The following is a 20,171-nucleotide window of genomic DNA, read 5'->3' as shown; positions in this document are numbered from 1 at the left end:
AGAACAAATGTCTGGGTAGCAGTTGGCGCATCAGATCAGTTTTAAAGGGTGACATTTGGCTGTACTGAAACTATAACGATATAATCATTCATTATGATTTATCAGAGTATGACTTTAAAGCAAATATGGCTTAAATATAAGTAAAACAATCGAATAACAGTATATAGCCCCAAAGCTGTGATTGATAACGTCACCTCCTGAATTGGCTTACAAATGAAGCCTATTAATGTTTAAGTTCGACAGCAATATTTACTCATTATAGCAGACCCTTCTCTACGGAAACAGGTATAGTTCCGTTTAAATATATACATGCTAATATCTAAGCGTAGAGGCCAGGGCAACAAGAGAAGCAGAAGGAGAGAGATTGCGCATTCGTCGCCCCAAAGGCAGAAGCGCCGAGCCAAGGGTTGCGGCTCACTTAAAATAAGCATACAGAAAGGCCATATCCGGGTATGAGCATTCTTTACACTTGATAACATAGCACCCAAAGTTTTCTTCCTGACTGAGAAGACCTAGCTCTCGGTTAGGTGCTGGCTTTCAGCAAGGAAGTATGTCTGTTGAAGCATACCGAAGGCCTGAAAAATATACGCGCCTAGTCCATGGGTGCGGATGGCCAGAGAGGTCTAAGTGGATGTGCCAGCTCAGGTAACCTTCACTTCAGGCAGATTGATTATTAGAGATAACAAAGCCACATTCGAAACAGTATTCCGGACAGTCCAGAAAACCGGTGGTTGTGTTTAGCGCTGTAACAGCACCTTCTTTTTCAGGTATAGGTCTGGCGTTTGAATCAGAAGCATATAAACGCCGTCGGGTAGTTGCTCCAGGTTTAGCGCCATGGGCCTGTTGAGCTGCAAAAGTTCTTTCCGGTATACCTGCCGTCCCTGAAGATCGGATATCAGCAGCAGCGCCTTCGGCAGCGGTTCCTTAGAGGACAGGATTAACTGCCCCTGACCTGGCCGTAGTGTTATGCTAACTCCAGGAGGTATGCTTTCTTCTGGCTGCACTTCCTCCTTTTCCTCTTGCTGCACCACCTCCAGCGCATCAGACAAGCCAGAGAAGCATCCTTCAGAGTTCTGTATTTGTACCGTGTAAGTTCCCGCTTCCGTTATGGTGATCACCTGCGTGTGCTGCTCCAGCAACACCCCATTGCGCCACCACGCATAGTCTGCAGCCGCCACCGATGCCTTCAGCTCCTTTTCGCTCAGTCGTTCAATGGTGGGCTTGGCAGGCACTGGCAGCACCTTCACTATAATCGCTTCACTGATGTGCTGGCAGTCTGCTGACGCCACCTTGCGTCGGAACCAGGTAGTTTCGGTTAAAGCACCGGGCGTATAGTTCTGCTGATTATTAGCACCATCCGCAGGCACAAACCCCTCGGCGGCGCTGCGTGTGCTCCTTTCCCACAAATAGGTATAGGTACCCTGGCCACCAACAGGAACGCTGCCGGTTAAGGCCTCGGGTTGCCGCCCTGCGCATACAGCCTGGCCGTTTTGCACCTGATTACTACTCAAGGGCGGGTAGATCGTTACAAACCGTTGGGAAGCGGCACTCTGGCCGCACGCGTTCGTGGCAATCACCCGCACTGCTCCTCCTATAGCAGCTGTCAGGATTTCCACCTCGCTTGTTCCCTGTCCAGATACAATCACCCATCCGGCCGGAACGGTCCACATATAGGAAAGGGGTCCACTAGTTGCCTCGACTTCATACTTGGCGCGACTCCCGGCACACAATGCAGCGGGGCCAGCTATTGCTCCCGGCTGCAAGGGAGGCGTATCCAATTGAACTGCCAACTCGCGGGCGCCACTTACCCCGTCGTTATTCTCAGCCACTACCCTGATACTGCCACCGTTACTGCCTGACCTAACGGAAATTTGCCGAGTCGCTTGCCCGGCAATAATCATCCAACTGTCCGGAACAGACCATCTATAGGAAATAGCTCCTGTGACAGCCTCCACACTATAGCTGAGTTCCTGCCCCGGACACACCTTTGCGGGGCCGGCTATAGCTCCCGGAGTGGCAGGAGCAGCCCAGGTTATACCTGCCGAAGAAGCATAAGCGGCACAGCTCGGGCTAAGCGACGATAAGGCAAGAGAAAGAAGTAATAGGGAGATGATGAGGAACCGGTTTCGCACTGATATCATATAGTTAGCAAAGAAGTCATATATTCTATTTCGAATATAGAAACTTTACTACATATATCGATGTTCTATTGCTGAATGTCCCTGGGATTTATCAACGAAATGCCAGAGACGAGAATGAAAAGTGGTATGGATAGGCATAAAAAGTAAAAGCCTTGAACCGTTTCCGATTCAAGGCTTTTCTGAGGTAGCGGGAACAGGACTCGAACCTGTGACCTTTGGGTTATGAGCCCAACGAGCTACCAACTGCTCCATCCCGCACTGTTATTGTGTTACAAAAGTAGTATAAACATACTTACTACGCAAGCTTTGGTTGCCAAAAACCTTAAAAAAATTGCGCTACCTTAGAATTTACTGGTGATCCCGAAGTGTATCTTCGAGGCTCTCAGCGACATAGGCTGCTGCTCTGATTTCCCGACGGAGTACACCAATTGAAAAATACCTGCACCCGTGCTGAAGCTTATACCTCCGCCCACCCCGAGCGGCAGGCCTTCGGCCTTCGACTGCTCCAGATCGCTGCGGTAATAGCCCTGATCATAGAAGAGCAGCACATAGGAGTCTTCGGCCGTGAACAGGCGGTACTCCAGCGTACCGATGCCGTAGGTGGAGGCAAAGAAGAAAAACTCATCAAAGCCCCGCAAAGAGGCCAGTCCACCTATCCGGTACATGTCGTTCAGGAAAATCTGGTCGTTGAGCAGCGACTCGCCCCGCAACCGAGCCAACAGGGCGCTGTTTTTGCCTATCCTGAAGAAATTCTCCAGCCGCAGGCCCAGGCTAAGCTGTGTGGTGTTCACTTCCAGTGTGTCGTAAAACTCTTTCTCCAGTGCTGGGTTGCGCAGCAGCTTTTTGCGACCCGCCGCCAGCTGCAGCTCCACCAAACGGCCTCTGCGCGGGAAATAGAAATCGTCGAGGTTATTCCAGAGGTAGTTCAGGCCATAGGTGTTGGTGCGGGCGTCGGCCAGGTCGAGCGCTCGCAGGCTTTGCGGGCTTGCCGTGGAAAGGATGCGGGAGTTGCGCCACTCTGTGAACACACTGAAACGGCCATACCGGATGGTGTTGTAAGCCAGCTGCAACCTGGGTTGTATGGTAATGAAACTGGAATCCTGCTTGAGTAGGCCAAAGCGTGTGCCCAGCTCGAAAGGTGTCCCGAACAGGTTAGGGTGCACATACTCGCCGTTTAGGATCACAGAGCCTCTGTTGACGCGCCGCCATTGCAGGCCCAGTTGCTTGCCGCTGCCTTTTATGTTGCGGATGTTCAGGTTGGCCTCGCCTGTAATGAGCAGCTTGTTGCCAGAGCGACTAGGGTCAGGCAGAAAACCGACCACGCCATCAATCTGGTTTGTTTGCCGGTCTTCCAGAAAGTACACCACTTTTGCTTTGTCCCGCAGGAACTGCACCTGCGGCGGCCGCACCACCTTCAGGTATGGCAGCGTGGTGAGCATTCGCTGTGAGGCCTCCACCTGGTCCTGGTTGTAGGGTTGGCCAGGGTATAGCTGCAGGTAGCGCATCAGGAACTTGGGCTGCGTCTTGCTTCCGCCCAGCACCTGCAGCGTATCGTACGTCACCACAAAGGCCTTTTCGACCATCAGGGCTGCCGAAATTCTGTTGTTTTTGATTTCGATCGAGTCGAGCCACACAGAGGCGAAGGGGTAGCCATTACGCTCGGCATAGTCGAGAATGCGCTGCTGCAGCCGCGCGTATTCGGCTGGTCTGAAAGGCACGTTGCGGTAAAATTTCTCCCTGAAGCCAGACTCAACTAGTATGCCTTCGCTCAGGTTGCCATTGCGCAGCTCGGCCCAGTCGAAGCGCTTGCCGATGTGCAGTTTCACGTGGAGCGTATCGCCACGCTTGTACGTGCTGTCGGCCGAGGCCAGCAAGTAGGCATCCTGGTGCAGGCGGTGCACCAAGGCCATGACTTCCTTGCGTGCCTCCACCGTATCGGCCAGTTGCGCTCGGTAGCTGTACTGTCGCAGCACCTGCTGGTCGGGACCTAGAGCGTATACCTGGAGCGCTATCTTGGCCTGGTTTAGTAGCTTAGGGGTAGGCGGTTGCACTTGCTGCTTAGGCAGAGGCGGCGTATCCTGCGCCTGCACCAACAAGGGCAGCCACACGAATAAGCACCAGACTAAGGCAGCTATTTTGTACATTTGTGTTTTAAATTGTTGAATTGTTTAATGGCTAAATTGTTAAATCTAGAGTAGGAGGCTTTGTTCCTGTACTAAGTAGCTGCAAAGGTAAGCGCGCTAGCTGAATATTATGGCAAAGTGAACGCATAAGCACCAAACAACAATTTAACCATCAGCAATTTAACAATTAAAGAAATTTAACAATTAATCTCTTGTCCGGCATCTACCTCCATATACCGTTCTGCAAACAGGCCTGTCATTACTGCGACTTCCACTTCAGCACCTCCATGGGGCACAAGGAGGCCACTGTGCAGGCCATTGCCCGAGAGCTGGAAGTGCGCCGCGATTACCTGCAGGGGCAGGAAGTACGCACCATCTATTTTGGTGGTGGCACCCCATCTTTGCTCACACAGGCGGAGCTATACCTTCTTCTGCAAACCGTCCGCAACCTGTTTATGGTTTCGGAGGAGGCCGAAATAACACTGGAGGCCAACCCGGATGACCTGTCGCCGGAGAAGCTGCAGGAACTGAAAGCGGCAGGCATTAACCGGCTGAGCATTGGGTTGCAGTCTTTTCACGAGCCGCACCTGCGCCTGATGAACCGCGCTCACAACGCCACCGAGAGCCTGCAGTGCGTGCGCGACGCACAGGCCGCTGGCTTCGACAATATCACCGTGGACCTGATCTACGGTATACCTGCGCCGGACCACAACATCTGGCTGGAGGACTTGAAAACGCTCTTCTCGCTCAACGTGCAGCACGTTTCCTGCTATGCCCTTACCATTGAGCCCGACACAGCGCTTGGGCGCTGGAGCAAAAAAGGGAAATTCAAGCCTTCGGAAGACGAATACACAGCGCAGCAGTTCGAAATATTGCTCGAGCAGATGAAAGCCCATGGATTTGTGCAATACGAGGTGTCCAATTTCAGTAAGCCCGGTTACGAGTCCAGGCATAACAGCAACTACTGGCGCGGCGTGCATTACCTGGGCGTAGGGCCAAGCGCGCATTCCTTTAACGGCAACAGCCGGCAATACAACGTGGCAAACAACCGCAAGTATACCGCCGCCATCAGCGAGGGCAACATACCTGCCGAAATAGAAGAACTCAGCCCAGCCGACCAAGCCAACGATTATCTGCTCACGACGCTTCGCACCATCTGGGGTTGCGACCTTGCGGTGATGCGCGACAGGTATGGCTACAACCTGCCGGCAGAACACGCGCTATACCTGCAACAGCTTCAGGAGAAAGGATTGGCTAGTGTGGAGGCAGACGTGCTATACCTGACTGACCAGGGTAAACTGTTGGCCGACCAGATTACACTGGATCTGATGGTGGACTAGCCGGCGCTGTTTATATCAGATTTATTTGTAGCTTTGATATCAGCCGGAACAAAGCACCGCGCTACCCCACTACTATGCAGCTATTGGAAACACTTTACCAGAACGACATCAGCCGGATTGCCGCAGACCCTCAGCACGGCATACTGACAAACACCTGGCTGCGCCCCGTGGAGCACAGCGAAATGGTCCAGACAGCCGAAAAGCTAGGCCAGCTGCTGCAGGAATCCGGGGCCAACAAGCTGCTGCTCAATGCAGTAGTCATCGGAAAACTGCTGCCCCACACCAAAGAGTGGCTTTCTACTTCCTACTACAAATCACTTTCGGAGCTGGGGGTGACAAAACTTGCCCGGGTGCTACCTGAGAATGTCTTCAACAGGCTATCGTTTGAAGCTGTTATAACGAGGGCAGAGGCCCTGGGGGCAGTTACTTTTGAGGTGCGAAACTTTACAAATGACATAGACGCCCTGCGCTGGCTGCGGGGTTACGATAACTAAGCTATGCAAGCCTCCATCACCTACCGCGACCAACCCTATACCTTCGATCCGCTGCAGCCGCTCGACATCTCGATGCCGCTGCACGACCGCCAGCCGCAAGCCGAGTGTTTCTGGGCCGAACCGGTAGCTTTTGATGTGATCCGGGTAGGGGACTTTGTGGGAAGTGTGGCTGAGGGGGGCAGCACGAACTATAAGCGGGTACATGTAACGCCGCACGGCAACGGCACCCATACCGAGTGCTATGGGCACATTTCTGCCGATGAAAACGCCACCATTCATAATTGCCTGAAGCGCTTCCTGTTCGTGGCGCAGCTGATTACGGTTACTCCCCAAAAGCAGGAGAACGGTGATGAAGTGGTGTTACTAGAAGATGTGCAGGCGAAGCTGCAAGGTATAAAGTGCGAGGCCGTTGTGCTACGCACATTGCCAAACACAGACGACAAACTAAGTCGCCATTACTCCGGCACCAACCCGCCCTACCTGGAGCCTGCCATAGGGCAGTACCTTGCCGAGAAAGGTATACAGCACCTGCTCCTCGACCTGCCTTCTGTAGACCGTGAACTGGACGAAGGCAAACTGCTCTGCCACCATGCTTTCTGGCAGTACCCCAAAAACACCCGCTGCGGTGCTACCATTACGGAGCTGATCTATGTTCCTGAACAGGTAGCCGACGGGCTATACCTGCTCAACATCCAGATTGCCAGCCTGCAACTTGACGCCAGTCCCAGCAAGCCGGTATTGTATAAGCTGACCCCGGTTTTCCCGGCGTTGTAAGACATCACTTCTCGCTATACCTGTTTCTGTAGTAGCCACTGTTTCTGTTTTTATCGTTGGCAAGACAGCCCGAAAGCTTTCGGGATCTTCGACTCACAGGTCTGAGAGATGCTGTGAGTCGGGCGGCAGGTATAGCAAATCATGAAAAAAGAAAGGCTGGAGCCAAAAGCCCCAGCCTTAAGGTTAGGTTTAGTTTGGTTGAGGTTGCTTAAAACAGTGCCTCCGCTACTTTCCGCACAGATTCCGACTTGCCCATGGAGTAGTAGTGCAGGCAAGGCACTCCAAACTCCATAAGCTCTTTTGACTGCTGTATCGCCCATTCCACGCCTATTTGTGCTGCGGCTTTGTTGTCGGGGCAGGCCTCAATGGCATCGGCCAGGTCGCATGGGATTTCGATGTGGAACAGGCTTGGAAGCAAGGTTAGCTGCGTTTTGGTGGTCATCGGTTTTAAACCTGGGATGATCGGTACGTTTATACCTTCCTCGCGGCAGTGCTTCACAAAGTCGAAATACTTCTGGTTGTCGAAGAACATTTGTGTGACGATGTACTCTGCACCCAGCTCCACTTTCTTCTTTAACCAACGCAGGTCCGATCTCATATTCGGCGCCTCGAAGTGTTTCTCAGGATAGCCCGCTACACCAATACAGAAGTCAGTGCAGCTGTTGCTTACCTGCTCTTCATCGAGGTAGCAGCCTTGATTCATATCTACCACCTGCTGTATCAGCTCTGAGGCATAATGATGTCCTCCCGGCTCCGGCACAAAACGCTGCTCGCTTTTCACGCAATCACCACGTAATACCAGCACATTGTCTATACCCAAAAAGTGAAGGTCTATCAGCGCATTCTCGGTTTCCTCTTTGTTAAAGCCGCCGCATATCAGGTGGGGCACCGTATCAACTTTATAGTTGTTCTGTATGGCCGCACATATACCTACCGTGCCCGGACGTTTGCGGGTGGTTATCTTTTCCAATAGCCCGTTCTCCCGCTGTTTGTATACATATTCCTCGCGATGGTAGGTCACGTCAATAAAAGGCGGCTTAAACTCCATTAGCGGATCGATGTGGCTGAACAAGGTCTTCATGTTCTCGCCCTTAAGCGGCGGCAGGATCTCGAAGGTGAACAAGGTCTTGCCGTTGGCGTTTTGGAAGTGCTCGGTTACTTTCAAGGTATATTGGTAGTTAAATTGCTCAATTGTTAAATGGTTGACTTGCTATACCTGCTGCGCGACTGGCTTCGGCTCGTAGTTCAGGTTGGGCGACAGCCAGCGCTCCAGTTCCTCCTTGGCCATCTCTTTGCGACGGGCAATGTCGGCCACCTGGTCTTCGCCTATTTTGCCGAGGCCGAAGTAGCGCGAGTCCGGGTGCGAGAAGTACAGGCCGCTTACCGAAGACGCCGGATGCATGGCCAGGTTCTCCGTCAGAATTACACCGGTTTCTTCTGCTTTCAGTAGGTTGAACAGTGTGATCTTTTCGGTATGATCCGGGCAGCCAGGGTAGCCGGGCGCCGGGCGTATACCTTTGTATTGCTCCTTGATCAGGCTCTCGTTATCCAGTTGCTCGTCCGGTACATAGCCCCACAACTCCCTGCGCACCTTCTCGTGCATGTGCTCTGCGAATGCCTCTGCCAGGCGGTCGGCCAGTGCTTTTACCATAATGGATTTGTAATCGTCGTGCTCGGCCTCGTACTGCTCCAACAGCTTCTCGATGCCAAAGCCAGCCGATACCACAAAGCCGCCGATGTAGTCGGCTATACCTGTTTCTTTCGGCGCCAGGAAGTCGGAGAAGGCGAGATTCGGCACATTAGCTCCCTTCTTACCTTGCTGGCGCAAGGTATGGAACTCGGTCAGCACGTTTTCACGTGAATCGTCGGCGTATACCTCGATCGTATCATCGGCCTCCACATTGGCCGGGTAGAAGCCTACCACGGCACGGGCTTCGAGCAATTGCTTGTCTACGATCTCCTGCAGCATAGCCTGCGCGTCGTTGAACAGTTTGGTGGCCTCTGTACCCAGTTCCGGGTCGTTCAGGATTTTCGGATATTGCCGCTTGAGCTCCCAGGTATGGAAGAACGGCGTCCAGTCGATGTACGGGATGATCTCCTGTAGCGGGTAATTGGTGTATACCTTGTTGCCGGTAAAGCTTGGCTTGGTTACCTCTGTTGCCGCCCAGTCTACCTGGTACTTGTTGGCGCGGGCTTCTTCTATGCTGGCAATGGCGCGGTCTTTCGTGCGTCCGAGGTGGTCTTCACGCAGCTTTTCGTACTCGGCCTTTATCTCGGCAATGTAGCTGTCGCGGTTGCTGCCCAATAGGTTGCTCACCACCGTCACGCTGCGGGAGGCGTCGTGCACATGCACCACGGGGCCGCTGTACTGCGGCGCGATTTTCACGGCGGTGTGCACCCGAGAGGTCGTAGCGCCACCGATCAGAAGTGGGATCTTCATGCCGCGTCGCTCCATCTCCTGCGCCACGTATACCATCTCGTCCAGTGATGGGGTGATCAGGCCGCTTAGGCCCAGCACGTCTACCTGCTGCGCTTCGGCCTCAGCCAGAATCTTGTCCAGCTGCACCATCACACCCAGGTCTATCACTTCGTAGTTGTTACAGGCCAGCACCACACCCACAATGTTTTTGCCGATGTCGTGTACGTCGCCTTTCACGGTCGCCATCAATATCCTGCCTTGCGCGGAGGAGGAAGAACCGGCTTTTTCGGCTTCCATGAACGGCAACAGGTAGGCCACGGACTTTTTCATCACGCGGGCGCTCTTCACCACCTGCGGAAGGAACATCTTGCCGGCTCCGAACAAATCGCCGACCACCTGCATACCGGCCATCAGCGGACCTTCAATCACGTCCAGTGTTTTCGTAGCTTTCTGTCGGGCTTCTTCGGTGTCTTCTTCAATGTGCTCCACAATCCCTTTCACCAGGGCATGCTTCAGACGCTCCTCCACCGGGGCCTCACGCCAGGCATTGTCGGCGGCTGTGGCGGTTTTGCCTTTGCCTTTGATGGTTTCGGCGTAGTTTACTAGTTTCTCCGTGGCGTCCGGGTGGCGGTTGAAGATCACGTCTTCGATCAGGTCGCGGAGCTCGAGCGGCACCTCTTCGTAAATACCCAGCATACCCGCGTTCACGATGCCCATGTCCATACCTGCCTGCACGGCGTGGTACAGGAATACGGTATGCATAGCCTCCCGCACCAGGTCATTGCCCCGGAAGGAGAAAGACAGGTTGCTCACGCCACCGCTCACCTGCGCATGCGGCAGATTGGCTTTGATCCACTTCACGGCCTCAATGTAGTCGACTGCATAGTTGTTGTGCTCCTCTATACCTGTGGCAATGGCCAGGATGTTCGGATCGAAGATGATGTCCTGCGGCGGGAAGCCTACTTCGTCGACCAGAATGCGATAGGAGCGCTCACAGATCTCGATACGGCGAGGCAGCGTGTCGGCTTGCCCCTGCTCGTCAAAGGCCATTACCACCACCGCAGCACCGTACTGGCGCACTTTGCGGGCGAGTCGTTTAAATTCTTCTTCGCCTTCTTTCAGCGAGATGGAGTTAACTATACTTTTGCCCTGCACGCACTTCAAGCCGGCTTCGATCACGCTCCACTTCGAAGAGTCGATCATGATGGGCAGCTTGGCAATGTCTGGCTCGGAGGCGATCAGGTGGAGGAAGTCGGTCATGGCCTGCTCCGAGTCGAGCATGCCTTCGTCCATGTTCACATCAATGATCTGGGCGCCGCCCTCTACCTGTTGCTGTGCCACCGACAGGGCTTCTTCAAACTTGCCGTCGACGATCAGTCGGGAGAATTTCTTGGAGCCGGTGACGTTGGTGCGTTCGCCGACATTGACAAAAAGGGTATCGGAGGTGATGGTGAGGGGCTCGAGGCCGCTGTAGCGAGGGAGGGGAGCTACGGGAGTGGGAACGTGCGGTTTATACCTGCGCACCAGGTCTGCGATTACTTTCGTGTGTACTGGCGTCGTGCCACAACAACCACCCAGTATATTTACCAGCCCTTCCTTCAGGTATTCCTCCACAATGGCGCCCATCTGCTCGGCCGTCTCGTCGTAGCCGCCAAAGGCATTCGGCAGACCTGCATTCGGGTAGGCGCTGATGTAACAGTTGGAGATGCGCGACAACTCCTGTATGTGCGTCTTCAACTGACGGGCACCCAGGGCACAGTTAAATCCCACGCTTAGGATCGGTGCATGGGAGATCGAATTCCAGAAAGCCTCCACGGTCTGGCCAGACAAGGTACGGCCGCTGGCGTCGGTGATCGTGCCGGACACCATGATCGGCAGCTCTTTGCCGCCGTCGTTTACATATTGCTGTATCGCAAAAAGGGCTGCCTTACAGTTGAGAGTATCAAACACCGTTTCTACCAACAGCAAATCAGACCCGCCGTCCACGAGCCCGCGCACCTGCTCGTAATAGGCCTCCACCAGTTGGTCGAAGGTGATGGCACGGTAGCCCGGGTTGTTCACATCCGGAGAGAGGGAAGCCGTGCGGTTGGTCGGGCCAATGGCGCCGGCTACGAAGCGTTTGTGTGACGGGTCTTTCGCCTCCACTTCATCCGCTGCCTCACGGGCGATCTTCGCCGACTCGTAATTCATTTCATACACCACATGCTCCAACCCATAGTCGGCCATCGCGATGGTAGTACCGCTGAAGGTATTGGTCTCGATGATGTCGGCACCGGCCTCCAGGTACTCGGCGTGAATAGCCTTGATGATGTCGGGGCGCGTGATAGAAAGGAGGTCGTTATTGCCTTTCAGGTCGGATGGATGATCCTTGAAGCGCTCGCCACGAAAATCGGCCTCGGTGAGCTGATAGCGCTGGATCATAGTACCCATAGCACCATCGAGCACAAGCACGCGCTCCTGCAGCAAGGTATGGATCGGATGTGTGTTGGTCATGTTCGGTGTTCTCCCTCTTGGTTAAGTCTACATACGCGCTTATCAAGAAGGACACCCCATCAGGAAGGATATACTCTCTTATCTTTTCCCGGCCAAGGTATGGCAGAGAAGGGAATTAGCACCAGGCTTTAACAAGGTTGCTAAGACGTCATAGGGCCCTATCCCTCGGTCTTTCTTGATAAGAATACTGCAAATATACGCACATATCCGCAAAACACGAACTTTTGTTGCAGCCGTATCGGAAAATAAAAGGAAGAGTGCCAGCTGGCACGGCCAATAGGGGCGCTTAAAAGGTATAAAAACAGAAAGGGACACCAGAAGTGTCCCTTTCCTAAAAGAGTTTAATTGTTTTCACTCTATAACTCTTTCTATTTAGGTATACGGACCAGTGAGAGGTAGGTTGTAGAGTCGCGTAAAAATATTTGCCTTTCAAAAGATGCTGCCCTGAGCGCCCTCCCTCAGGTATAGCCCGGTCGTCTGCACAAATTGCCGGTTGGTAGAAATCTTCATCGCATTTCCACAAAATGCTCTACCTTAACATCTTATCGCAACAAAGCAGGTATAGCCATGAACTACAAAACATTTACACTCAACGGCATCAGCGTTTTCCTAGGCCTTATCTTCTTCACGGCGGGTATGGCGAAGGTATTTTTCGAGCATCGCTTTCCGGGTCTTATCGGACCGGTATGGCTGGAGGATAAGCTAGCCGCATTTAGCCTGGGTCTGTTTGCCCGTTTTATCGCTTATTCTCAGATCGTGATCGGGTTTACCTTGCTTACGCTGCGCTACCGTACGCTGGGAGCCATCACCCTGCTGCCTATGCTGCTGAATATATTCCTCATCACGGTGTCGCAGAACTGGGCTGGCACCCCTTATGTACTGGCCTTTTTTCTGCTGCTAAACATTGTGCTGCTGACGGCGGAGGCCCCGAAACTTCTGCATCTGCTCGGGTTCAGAACGGCTTATACACCTGTGGTGCAGGCACCTCTGCGCTATGGGCTGCTTTGGCTGGCTGGGCTTGGCTTGGTGTTGGGCAGTCTACCGCTTTCCTTTCGGAGCACCGCCGCAGCTTATGTTCTTTGTGTAGCAGGTATAGCGGTTGGCCTGTATACCTATTGGAAGGGTGGCCGTGCCGGGAAACAAGCAAAAGCTAATCCGGCTATACCTGCGGGCATACTCACGGCCAAGTAAGAATTCAATCAAAACAAAAAGGGCTACCGTAATGGCAGCCCTTTTAACTTTTTCGTGTCGGTCAGAATTAAGCTTCTGCCTCTACTTTAGGCACTACAGAAACGTATGAACGGTTCTTTACGCCTTTCTTGAATTGAACTACACCGTCAACCATAGCGAACAGTGTGTGGTCTTTGCCCATACCCACGTTCTGACCTGGGTGGTGTGCAGTACCTCTTTGTCTTACAATGATGTTGCCAGCGATGATGTCCTGACCACCGTAAATCTTAACACCCAGTCGTTTGGAGTGTGATTCGCGGCCGTTATTAGAACTACCAGCTCCTTTTTTGTGTGCCATTTTCTTTTACTATTTAGTTCAGGAGGACGAGCCTAGCCTGAAAGATTTTACGATTAATTTCCTCTTACTGCTTAACCAATGCTCTCGATCAGGACCTTCGTGAAGTGCTGGCGGTGACCATTCTTCTTGCGGTATCCTTTTCTTCTCTTCTTTTTGAAAACGATCACTTTGTCGCCTTTCACGTTGCCAAGGATTTTACCAACCACTTTAACACCGCTAACGAAAGGAGCACCCAAAGTAACAGTGCCGTTATCATCAGTAAGAAGAACATTGGTGAACTCAACGGCGTCACCATCATTGCCGGAAAGCTTGTTAGCGTAGATGAACTTACCGCTCTCTACTTTGGTCTGTTGACCTGCGATTTCTACAATTGCGTACATCAGCTTCAATGTATGTTTTAAAAATTTTAAGTCTGCAAAATTAGTAGACTTAAAGTTAATATGCAAATCATTGTTTTCTAATTCTTTCCAATTTCTTAGACCTTATGCACGCCCCTGTGGATAACAATGTTGAAATCTCGGACTTTCAATTTTGCACCCTTCAAAAACAAGCATAACACGCTAATCCGCAACACCTTGTGCACGCATCTCAATATGGGCGTTATCCACAACAACCGAAAGCCCAGAAGCTAAACCCATTCCTCCAAAGCCGCCCTCAGTCGCAAAACTTGCATTTTACAAAACCCAAATCCACTCTGGCAAACGAACAGATGCTCAAGGATTGCACTTTCCATCATTTAACAATGAATTAATATTTAATTTACTATATCTTAACAATTATATATGTTAACAATATCATGTTAATAAGCCTGTTAATTGAGGCTTAAATTTAAGGCATTCAGGCACTTAGCAAAGTGTTAATAAATTGAACAACTTTAGCCCACCAATTCAAGTTCTTATCACTATATTTGAAATCCTGTTAACCAAAGGTCAGACACTAACCGGTGTCCGGACGACTGAGTTCGATGTATAATAAAACAGTAACGGAGTGTCGCTGTTAGTTTAAATAAAATTAAAGTTTACGCGCATGGAGCCAATACTACAAGAAAACCCGAATCGCTTTGTTCTATTCCCGATACAGCACGATGAGGTGTGGCAAATGTATAAGAAGGCAGAAGCCAGCTTCTGGACTGCCGAGGAGATCGACCTGTCGCAGGACCAGAAAGACTGGGAGAACCTGAACGACGGCGAACGTCACTTCATTAGCCATGTACTGGCATTCTTTGCCGCCTCAGACGGTATCGTAAACGAAAACCTGGCCATCAACTTCATGCAGGAAGTGCAGCTACCGGAAGCTCGCTGCTTCTATGGCTTCCAGATCATGATGGAGAACATTCACTCCGAAACCTACTCGCTCCTGATCGACACTTATATAAAGAAGCAGTCCGAAAAGGATTACCTCTTTAATGCACTGGAGACCGTGCCATGCGTGAAGAAAAAAGGCGAATGGGCACTGCGCTGGATCAATAGCGAGAAGTTCGTGGAAAGACTGATCGCGTTTGCGGCTGTGGAAGGTATCTTCTTCTCCGGTTCTTTCTGCTCTATCTTCTGGCTCAAGAAGCGTGGCCTGATGCCGGGCCTGACCTTCTCCAACGAGCTGATCAGCCGCGACGAAGGCCTGCACTGCGATTTCGCCTGCCTGCTGTACTCCATGCTAAACAACAAGCTACCTGAGAGCCGCGTGCACGAGATCATCCGCGATGCGGTGGAGATTGAGCAGGAGTTCGTAACGGACGCACTGCCGGTCGACCTGATCGGTATGAACGCCAAGCTCATGAGCCAGTACATCGAGTTTGTGGCCGACCGCCTGCTCGTGTCGCTGGGCTGCAGCAAGATCTACAACGCCACCAACCCGTTCGATTTCATGGAAATGATCTCGCTTCAGGGCAAAACCAACTTCTTCGAGAAGCGCGTGGGCGAGTACCAGAAAGCCGGCGTGATGGGCGACAAAGACAAAAACGTTTTTTCGCTCGACGAAGACTTTTAACGAACAAAATTACTTTGTAAGTTTAGGAAACAAAAGGCGCCGGGCGACAGGTCCGGCCCTTCCTGAATTACCTTTATTATCCGGCTGTAGGTATAGCTGCCTTCCTGGCTCCTTCAACACCGGACTCATAAACCTGGCAACAACCGCCAGACGGGGCGTCCGCCTCAACTTCTGACAAAGCATTTTGCTTTAGCTTTAAATAATAGTATTTCAACGGATTACGTATATATACACGTATCTCCTTATGAAAATATTAGCATGTTTCAACCCGCTGCACCGGTAGCGGCTCTCTTATACCTATACCTTATAATTAACCCGGGCATTTGACTCCCGCTAAATGTATACGCTATGTTAGTAGTTAAACGAGACGGCAGACGCGAGTCCGTCAAATTCGATAAGATTACCGCACGCATCGAAAAGCTGTGCTATGGTCTGAACATGGACTATGTGTCGCCGATTGAGGTGGCGAAAAAAGTAATTGATGGCATTTACGACGGCGTAAGCACCATCGAGCTGGATAACCTGGCGGCAGAAACGGCTGCCTCGCTTACCACCAAACACCCGGATTACGCGGTGCTGGCGGCCCGTGTAGCCATTTCGAGCCTGCACAAGGTAACGAGCAAGTCGTTCTCTAACACCATGAAGCGCCTCTATACCTACGAGGACCCGAAAACGGGTGAGAACGCTTCGTTATTGGCCAAGGATGTATACGAGATCATCCGCAAGCACGCCGCTACGCTGGACTCGACCATCATTTACGACCGCGACTATAACTACGATTATTTTGGATACAAAACGCTGGAGCGCTCATACCTGCTTCGCCTCGACGGCAAGATCGTGGAGCGCCCGCAGCATATGTTGATGCGTGTGGCCGTGGGTATCCACAAGGAAGACATCGAATCTGCCATCGAGACTTATAATCTCATGTCTGAGAAGTGGTTTACGCACGCCACACCAACATTATTCAACGCCGGCACGCCAAAGCCGCAGCTGTCATCATGCTTCCTGCTCACCATGCAGGACGACAGCATACCGGGCATTTATGATACCCTGAAGCAATGCGCCCAAATCTCGCAAAGCGCCGGCGGTATTGGCCTGAGCATCCACAACGTGCGCGCGACGGGTTCTTACATCAAGGGCACCAACGGCACAAGCAACGGCATTATACCTATGCTGAAGGTGTTCAACGACACTGCCCGCTACGTGGACCAGGGTGGTGGCAAGCGCAAAGGCGCTTTCGCGATCTACCTGGAGCCGTGGCATGCCGACATCTTCGAGTTCCTGGACTTGAAGAAGAATCACGGCAAGGAAGAAAACCGTGCCCGTGACCTGTTCTACGCCCTCTGGACGCCAGACTTGTTCATGAAGCGTGTAGAGCAAAATGGCGACTGGAGCCTGTTCTGCCCGAACGAAGCTCCGGGGCTAGGCGATAGCTGGGGACAGGAGTTTGAGCGACTCTACGAGAAGTATGAGCGCGAAGGCCGTGCCCGCAAAACCGTGAAGGCACAAGACTTATGGTTCGCTATCCTGGAGTCTCAGATCGAGACCGGTACACCCTACATGCTCTATAAAGATGCTGCCAACAGCAAGAGCAACCAGCAGAACCTGGGCACGATCAAGAGCTCTAACCTCTGCACCGAGATCATGGAGTATACCAGCCAGGACGAGGTAGCGGTTTGTAACCTGGCCTCACTGGCGTTGCCACGCTACGTAAAAGAGGAGAACGGCCACAAGGTGTTTGACCACCAAAAGCTGTTCGACGTGACTTACCACGTAACCCAAAACCTGAACAAGGTAATCGACATTAACTATTACCCGGTGCCTGAGGCCCGCAACTCCAACATGCGCCACCGTCCGATCGGTCTGGGTGTGCAAGGTCTTGCTGATACGTTCATTGCGTTGCGCATGCCATTTGAAAGTGAGGAAGCCCGCGGCCTGAACAAAGACATTTTCGAGACGATCTACTTCGCGGCCATGACGGCTTCTAAGGACCTGGCCAAGAAGCAGGGTGCTTATGAGACCTTCAAAGGTTCTCCGCTTTCCGAAGGCAAGTTCCAGTTCGATATGTGGGGCGTAACACCGGATAGCGGCCGTTGGGATTGGGAAGAGCTGCGCCAGGAAGTGGTGAAACACGGTGTGCGTAACTCGCTGCTGGTAGCGCCTATGCCAACTGCCTCAACCGCACAGATTCTGGGCAACAACGAGTCGTTTGAGCCTTACACGTCTAACATCTATGTTCGTCGTGTGCTGTCGGGTGAGTTCATGGTGGTGAACAAGCACCTGCTGAAAGACCTGATCAACCTGGGTCTTTGGAACGATAAGATGAAGAATGCCATCATCGCGGCTAACGGCTCAGTACAGGACATCCCGAACATTCCGCAGAACATCAAAGACCTGTATAAGACGGTATGGGAGATCAGCCAGCGTACGGTAATCGATATGAGCGCTGATCGTGGTGCCTACATCTGCCAGAGCCAGTCGCTGAACCTTCACGTAATGAACGTGAACTTCGGCAAACTGACCTCGATGCACTTCCACGCCTGGAAGAAAGGCCTGAAGACAGGTATGTACTACCTGCGCACCAAAGCTGCTGTTGATGCCATCAAGTTCACAGTAGAGAAACAAGCCGCCGAGACACTGGAGCCGGTTTACAACCAGGACCAGAATCGCAGCGACATGGCTTGCTCCCTGGATAACCCAGACGCTTGCGAAGCCTGCGGATCATAATTAACTGAATAAGGAGGACTTAGTGTCCTCCTTATTTTTTGCCCAATATACATACATCCTATGTTATAATAATTTAAGCAGTTAAACAACTAAAATGATATTCACGTCCTCGCGTTACAAAGAAAGAAGTAAAGGGCTTCAGGAGACGAACTATATATTAGGAAACAAGAGCGATATATTTTCAATACATTACTCTTGTGAGTCCTTTACAAAATCGAAAAGTAGTACTCCAAGAGTAACATCAATTTCTATTTATAACATTAAAACAAAAGAGCAGATTTGTTTCAATATACATATCGAGGCTCAATTAAGAGGCTATAATTGTATGAGGTTATCAGGTGATGAGTTAGATGCTTCTGAAAGATCATTATTACAACAGTTTTACAAGTTTGTAAAAAATCATCAAGGCTGTATATGGGTTCACTGGAACATGAAGAACTATAAATACGGATTTGAAGCATTAAGCATCAGGTATAAGCTCCTCACAAGACGTTCAGCTCCTAAATTGAAGGCTCACGACCACTATAATTTAGATGTGTTACTGAGGAAACTCTATGGCCATAACTTCGAAGTAAATAGCTGCCACAGCAAACTCCTCAACTTATCTCAGCGCAATAACATTCCAATTAAAGGTATGCTATTAGGTATTGAAGAAGCCAAGGCCTTCACAGCAAAAAATTACCAAGCGATCATGGAGTCAAGTCAAAGCAAGGCCGAGGCAATAGGACTAATAATAAAAGCGGCTGGAGAGAAGGGGCTAAAAGTTAATGCATCACTTCGTGAAATATATGGAATAAGCCTTCTTAGTGTTTTATTATTTATAGGAGACAACTTCACTAAGATAAAAAGGATTGCGAGCGCTATTGGTAGCCTTTTGATAATGTTATTAGTCCTATAGAGGACTAAGCCAAGGCCTTTCCACCAGACACTTGCGAGGCCTTCGGACACCGCAAGATCTTTTGAACCAAGCTATACCAGACCATCTCCTCTGATGCAGCAATTCTACCAGAATAGAGTTGTAATCACTTACAGATACGGCAACAGCAAGGAGCCCAATGACGGTGTATCATCGGCTTAAGGGCAAGGTGAACTGACAGATTTAAGAGGGCTTGACAGTAGGCAATACCGAAGATGGTTCCAGCAGCCATTCCAGCGCCTTTTCTTCGTCCTCGAAATCACGCATCTCCAGGGATAGATTGAGCGTGTATCCTTTGTTAATCATGACCCCGACAGCTTCCAGATTTGTTTCGAACTGCGAAGGTATACGGGCCAAACGCCGCAAAGAACTCTTGGCCATCTGCGGAACGTGCACATCCAAGCTCCATTTTAGGTCTGCAGGCGATATATTGCCCATCTGGCGGTCATTTGCCAACCACTTTGTCAGCGAAAAACGGTTGATCATGTCGTGGCAAAGCAGGTATGCCTCTCTGAGTTCAGCGCCTTGCAGACGACCAAACCACTCGGCCTTGCCAAGCCGAAGCGCTCTGTCATAGGAAAGCCTGACAAAGCTGTTGTGAAAGTAAAGTTGCATCAAGAGAATTCCCTCTCAGGTAAGTTAGTTGTTAAAGGTATAGCGTAGTTTGTATTTTCAATGCTGGCGCGGGCAGCTCACATATTAGACCGACGCTTGTGACGGCAGCGGCTCCTGCAGCCAATCCATAGCAGCAGCCACATTGTCAAAATCTTTCAGAGCCATGTATCCCAGGTTATCCGCACGCTTGATTATCTGCTCAACGGCCATTCTGTTAAACAGATCGTCTGATAAAACAGAGGCATTGCGCCGGAGCGTACCAGCCACCAGGCGAGGTAAAGCCACCTCTACAAACCAATCCTGGTCTGCTTGCCGAATGGCTCTGAGTTTGCGGTTGTCACCGAGCCAAAGCAGCAACTTGTGCTCATCCATCATCTTAAGGCAAATCTCAACAGCCTCCCGAAACTCCGAGCTACTCAGGAACCCATTCCAGACTGCCACGCCTAATAGTTGGTCTGCGTCATAAGAGAGAGTCACCACGTCGTTTTGAAAGTAAATGTTCATCATGAGACTATCCATTAAGCTGCACCTGTGTTGCAAATATACTTACAAACTGTATACGAGCTATAACTAAAATTGCACTATTACTTTAGTATAGCATTTTACAAACAACGA

Annotated in this window: 15 protein-coding genes, 1 tRNA gene and 1 riboswitch; of the genes, 7 read left to right on the top strand and 9 right to left on the bottom strand. The window is 51.2% G+C overall.

Going from position 1 to position 20,171, the window contains the following annotated elements:
* Positions 1 to 737: 737 nt before the first annotated feature.
* The 3 genes from BD749_RS12060 to BD749_RS12050 form a co-directional block, all read right to left on the bottom strand.
* The gene (locus BD749_RS12060) at positions 738 to 2,141 is read right to left on the bottom strand and encodes a T9SS type A sorting domain-containing protein (RefSeq protein ID WP_143741261.1); all 1,404 of its coding nucleotides are present in this window, start codon (positions 2,139 to 2,141) and stop codon (positions 738 to 740) included.
* A gap of 185 nt (positions 2,142 to 2,326) precedes the next feature.
* Positions 2,327 to 2,399: transfer RNA gene (locus BD749_RS12055), tRNA-Met, on the bottom strand.
* An 83-nt stretch (positions 2,400 to 2,482) separates the two neighbouring features.
* Positions 2,483 to 4,285, bottom strand: a complete 1,803-nt coding sequence (locus BD749_RS12050; protein WP_245869088.1) for a BamA/OMP85 family outer membrane protein — start codon at positions 4,283 to 4,285, stop codon at positions 2,483 to 2,485.
* A 191-nt stretch (positions 4,286 to 4,476) separates the two neighbouring features.
* Here BD749_RS12050 and hemW point away from each other — a divergent pair, with 191 nt between their 5' ends.
* The 3 genes from hemW to BD749_RS12035 all read left to right on the top strand — a co-directional run bounded on the left by hemW (position 4,477) and on the right by BD749_RS12035 (position 6,872).
* Positions 4,477 to 5,604, top strand: a complete 1,128-nt coding sequence (gene hemW, locus BD749_RS12045; RefSeq protein WP_101444570.1) for a radical SAM family heme chaperone HemW — start codon at positions 4,477 to 4,479, stop codon at positions 5,602 to 5,604.
* 74 nt (positions 5,605 to 5,678) lie between these two features.
* Positions 5,679 to 6,098 (top strand): hypothetical protein, encoded by a 420-nt coding sequence (locus BD749_RS12040; RefSeq protein WP_101444569.1) that lies wholly within the window; start codon positions 5,679 to 5,681, stop codon positions 6,096 to 6,098.
* 3 nt (positions 6,099 to 6,101) lie between these two features.
* A complete protein-coding gene (locus BD749_RS12035; RefSeq protein ID WP_101444568.1) occupies positions 6,102 to 6,872 on the top strand; it encodes a cyclase family protein in 771 nt (256 codons plus the stop codon).
* A 208-nt stretch (positions 6,873 to 7,080) separates the two neighbouring features.
* Here the strand turns inward: BD749_RS12035 and metF are convergent, their stop codons facing one another.
* Entirely contained in the window at positions 7,081 to 8,037 is a 957-nt protein-coding gene (gene metF, locus BD749_RS12030; RefSeq protein ID WP_101444567.1) for a methylenetetrahydrofolate reductase [NAD(P)H], read from the bottom strand.
* Positions 8,038 to 8,082: 45 nt separating this feature from the next.
* Positions 8,083 to 11,784 (bottom strand): methionine synthase, encoded by a 3,702-nt coding sequence (gene metH / locus BD749_RS12025; protein ID WP_101444566.1) that lies wholly within the window; start codon positions 11,782 to 11,784, stop codon positions 8,083 to 8,085.
* 75 nt (positions 11,785 to 11,859) lie between these two features.
* A riboswitch (SAM riboswitch) is annotated at positions 11,860 to 11,969 on the bottom strand.
* A gap of 382 nt (positions 11,970 to 12,351) precedes the next feature.
* Here metH and BD749_RS12020 point away from each other — a divergent pair.
* Positions 12,352 to 12,975, top strand: coding sequence for a hypothetical protein (locus BD749_RS12020; RefSeq protein WP_101444565.1), 624 nt, complete (start codon positions 12,352 to 12,354; stop codon positions 12,973 to 12,975).
* A 67-nt stretch (positions 12,976 to 13,042) separates the two neighbouring features.
* Here BD749_RS12020 and rpmA read toward each other — a convergent pair whose 3' ends face one another.
* Complete coding sequence (gene rpmA / locus BD749_RS12015) at positions 13,043 to 13,312, bottom strand: 50S ribosomal protein L27 (protein ID WP_101444564.1); 270 nt, start codon at positions 13,310 to 13,312, stop codon at positions 13,043 to 13,045.
* 71 nt (positions 13,313 to 13,383) lie between these two features.
* The gene (gene rplU / locus BD749_RS12010; RefSeq protein ID WP_076670176.1) at positions 13,384 to 13,692 is read right to left on the bottom strand and encodes a 50S ribosomal protein L21; all 309 of its coding nucleotides are present in this window, start codon (positions 13,690 to 13,692) and stop codon (positions 13,384 to 13,386) included.
* Positions 13,693 to 14,338: 646 nt separating this feature from the next.
* Here rplU and BD749_RS12005 point away from each other — a divergent pair.
* From BD749_RS12005 to BD749_RS11995, 3 genes are all read left to right on the top strand, one after another.
* Positions 14,339 to 15,298, top strand: a complete 960-nt coding sequence (locus BD749_RS12005; protein WP_101444563.1) for a ribonucleoside-diphosphate reductase small subunit — start codon at positions 14,339 to 14,341, stop codon at positions 15,296 to 15,298.
* A 348-nt stretch (positions 15,299 to 15,646) separates the two neighbouring features.
* Positions 15,647 to 18,025 (top strand): ribonucleoside-diphosphate reductase subunit alpha, encoded by a 2,379-nt coding sequence (locus BD749_RS12000; protein ID WP_101444562.1) that lies wholly within the window; start codon positions 15,647 to 15,649, stop codon positions 18,023 to 18,025.
* Positions 18,026 to 18,119: 94 nt separating this feature from the next.
* On the top strand, positions 18,120 to 18,923 hold the full coding sequence (locus BD749_RS11995) for a hypothetical protein (protein ID WP_143741260.1): 804 nt from the start codon (positions 18,120 to 18,122) through the stop codon (positions 18,921 to 18,923).
* A gap of 201 nt (positions 18,924 to 19,124) precedes the next feature.
* Here BD749_RS11995 and BD749_RS11990 read toward each other — a convergent pair whose 3' ends face one another.
* Together BD749_RS11990 and BD749_RS11985 are read right to left on the bottom strand one after the other, a co-directional pair.
* Entirely contained in the window at positions 19,125 to 19,556 is a 432-nt protein-coding gene (locus tag BD749_RS11990; RefSeq protein WP_101444560.1) for a hypothetical protein, read from the bottom strand.
* 84 nt (positions 19,557 to 19,640) lie between these two features.
* On the bottom strand, positions 19,641 to 20,075 hold the full coding sequence (locus tag BD749_RS11985) for a hypothetical protein (RefSeq protein WP_101444559.1): 435 nt from the start codon (positions 20,073 to 20,075) through the stop codon (positions 19,641 to 19,643).
* Positions 20,076 to 20,171 lie beyond the last annotated feature (96 nt).

It is taken from the genome of Pontibacter ramchanderi (genome assembly GCF_002846395.1).
GTDB classification, from domain to species: domain Bacteria; phylum Bacteroidota; class Bacteroidia; order Cytophagales; family Hymenobacteraceae; genus Pontibacter; species Pontibacter ramchanderi.
The sequence above is the reverse complement of the archived record's forward strand: the minus strand, read 5'-3'. Positions and strand labels throughout refer to the sequence as shown.

Coding starts and splice junctions, on each gene's coding strand:
- rplU (WP_076670176.1), bottom strand. CDS start 13,692: ATGTACGCAATTGTAGAAATCGCAGGTCAACAGACCAAAGTAGAGAGC.
- metH (WP_101444566.1), bottom strand. CDS start 11,784: ATGACCAACACACATCCGATCCATACCTTGCTGCAGGAGCGCGTGCTT.
- rpmA (WP_101444564.1), bottom strand. CDS start 13,312: ATGGCACACAAAAAAGGAGCTGGTAGTTCTAATAACGGCCGCGAATCA.
- BD749_RS11985 (WP_101444559.1), bottom strand. CDS start 20,075: ATGGATAGTCTCATGATGAACATTTACTTTCAAAACGACGTGGTGACT.
- BD749_RS12005 (WP_101444563.1), top strand. CDS start 14,339: ATGGAGCCAATACTACAAGAAAACCCGAATCGCTTTGTTCTATTCCCG.
- BD749_RS12040 (WP_101444569.1), top strand. CDS start 5,679: ATGCAGCTATTGGAAACACTTTACCAGAACGACATCAGCCGGATTGCC.
- BD749_RS12000 (WP_101444562.1), top strand. CDS start 15,647: ATGTTAGTAGTTAAACGAGACGGCAGACGCGAGTCCGTCAAATTCGAT.
- BD749_RS11990 (WP_101444560.1), bottom strand. CDS start 19,556: ATGCAACTTTACTTTCACAACAGCTTTGTCAGGCTTTCCTATGACAGA.
- BD749_RS12050 (WP_245869088.1), bottom strand. CDS start 4,285: ATGTACAAAATAGCTGCCTTAGTCTGGTGCTTATTCGTGTGGCTGCCC.
- BD749_RS12035 (WP_101444568.1), top strand. CDS start 6,102: ATGCAAGCCTCCATCACCTACCGCGACCAACCCTATACCTTCGATCCG.
- BD749_RS12060 (WP_143741261.1), bottom strand. CDS start 2,141: ATGATATCAGTGCGAAACCGGTTCCTCATCATCTCCCTATTACTTCTT.
- BD749_RS11995 (WP_143741260.1), top strand. CDS start 18,120: ATGATATTCACGTCCTCGCGTTACAAAGAAAGAAGTAAAGGGCTTCAG.
- BD749_RS12020 (WP_101444565.1), top strand. CDS start 12,352: ATGAACTACAAAACATTTACACTCAACGGCATCAGCGTTTTCCTAGGC.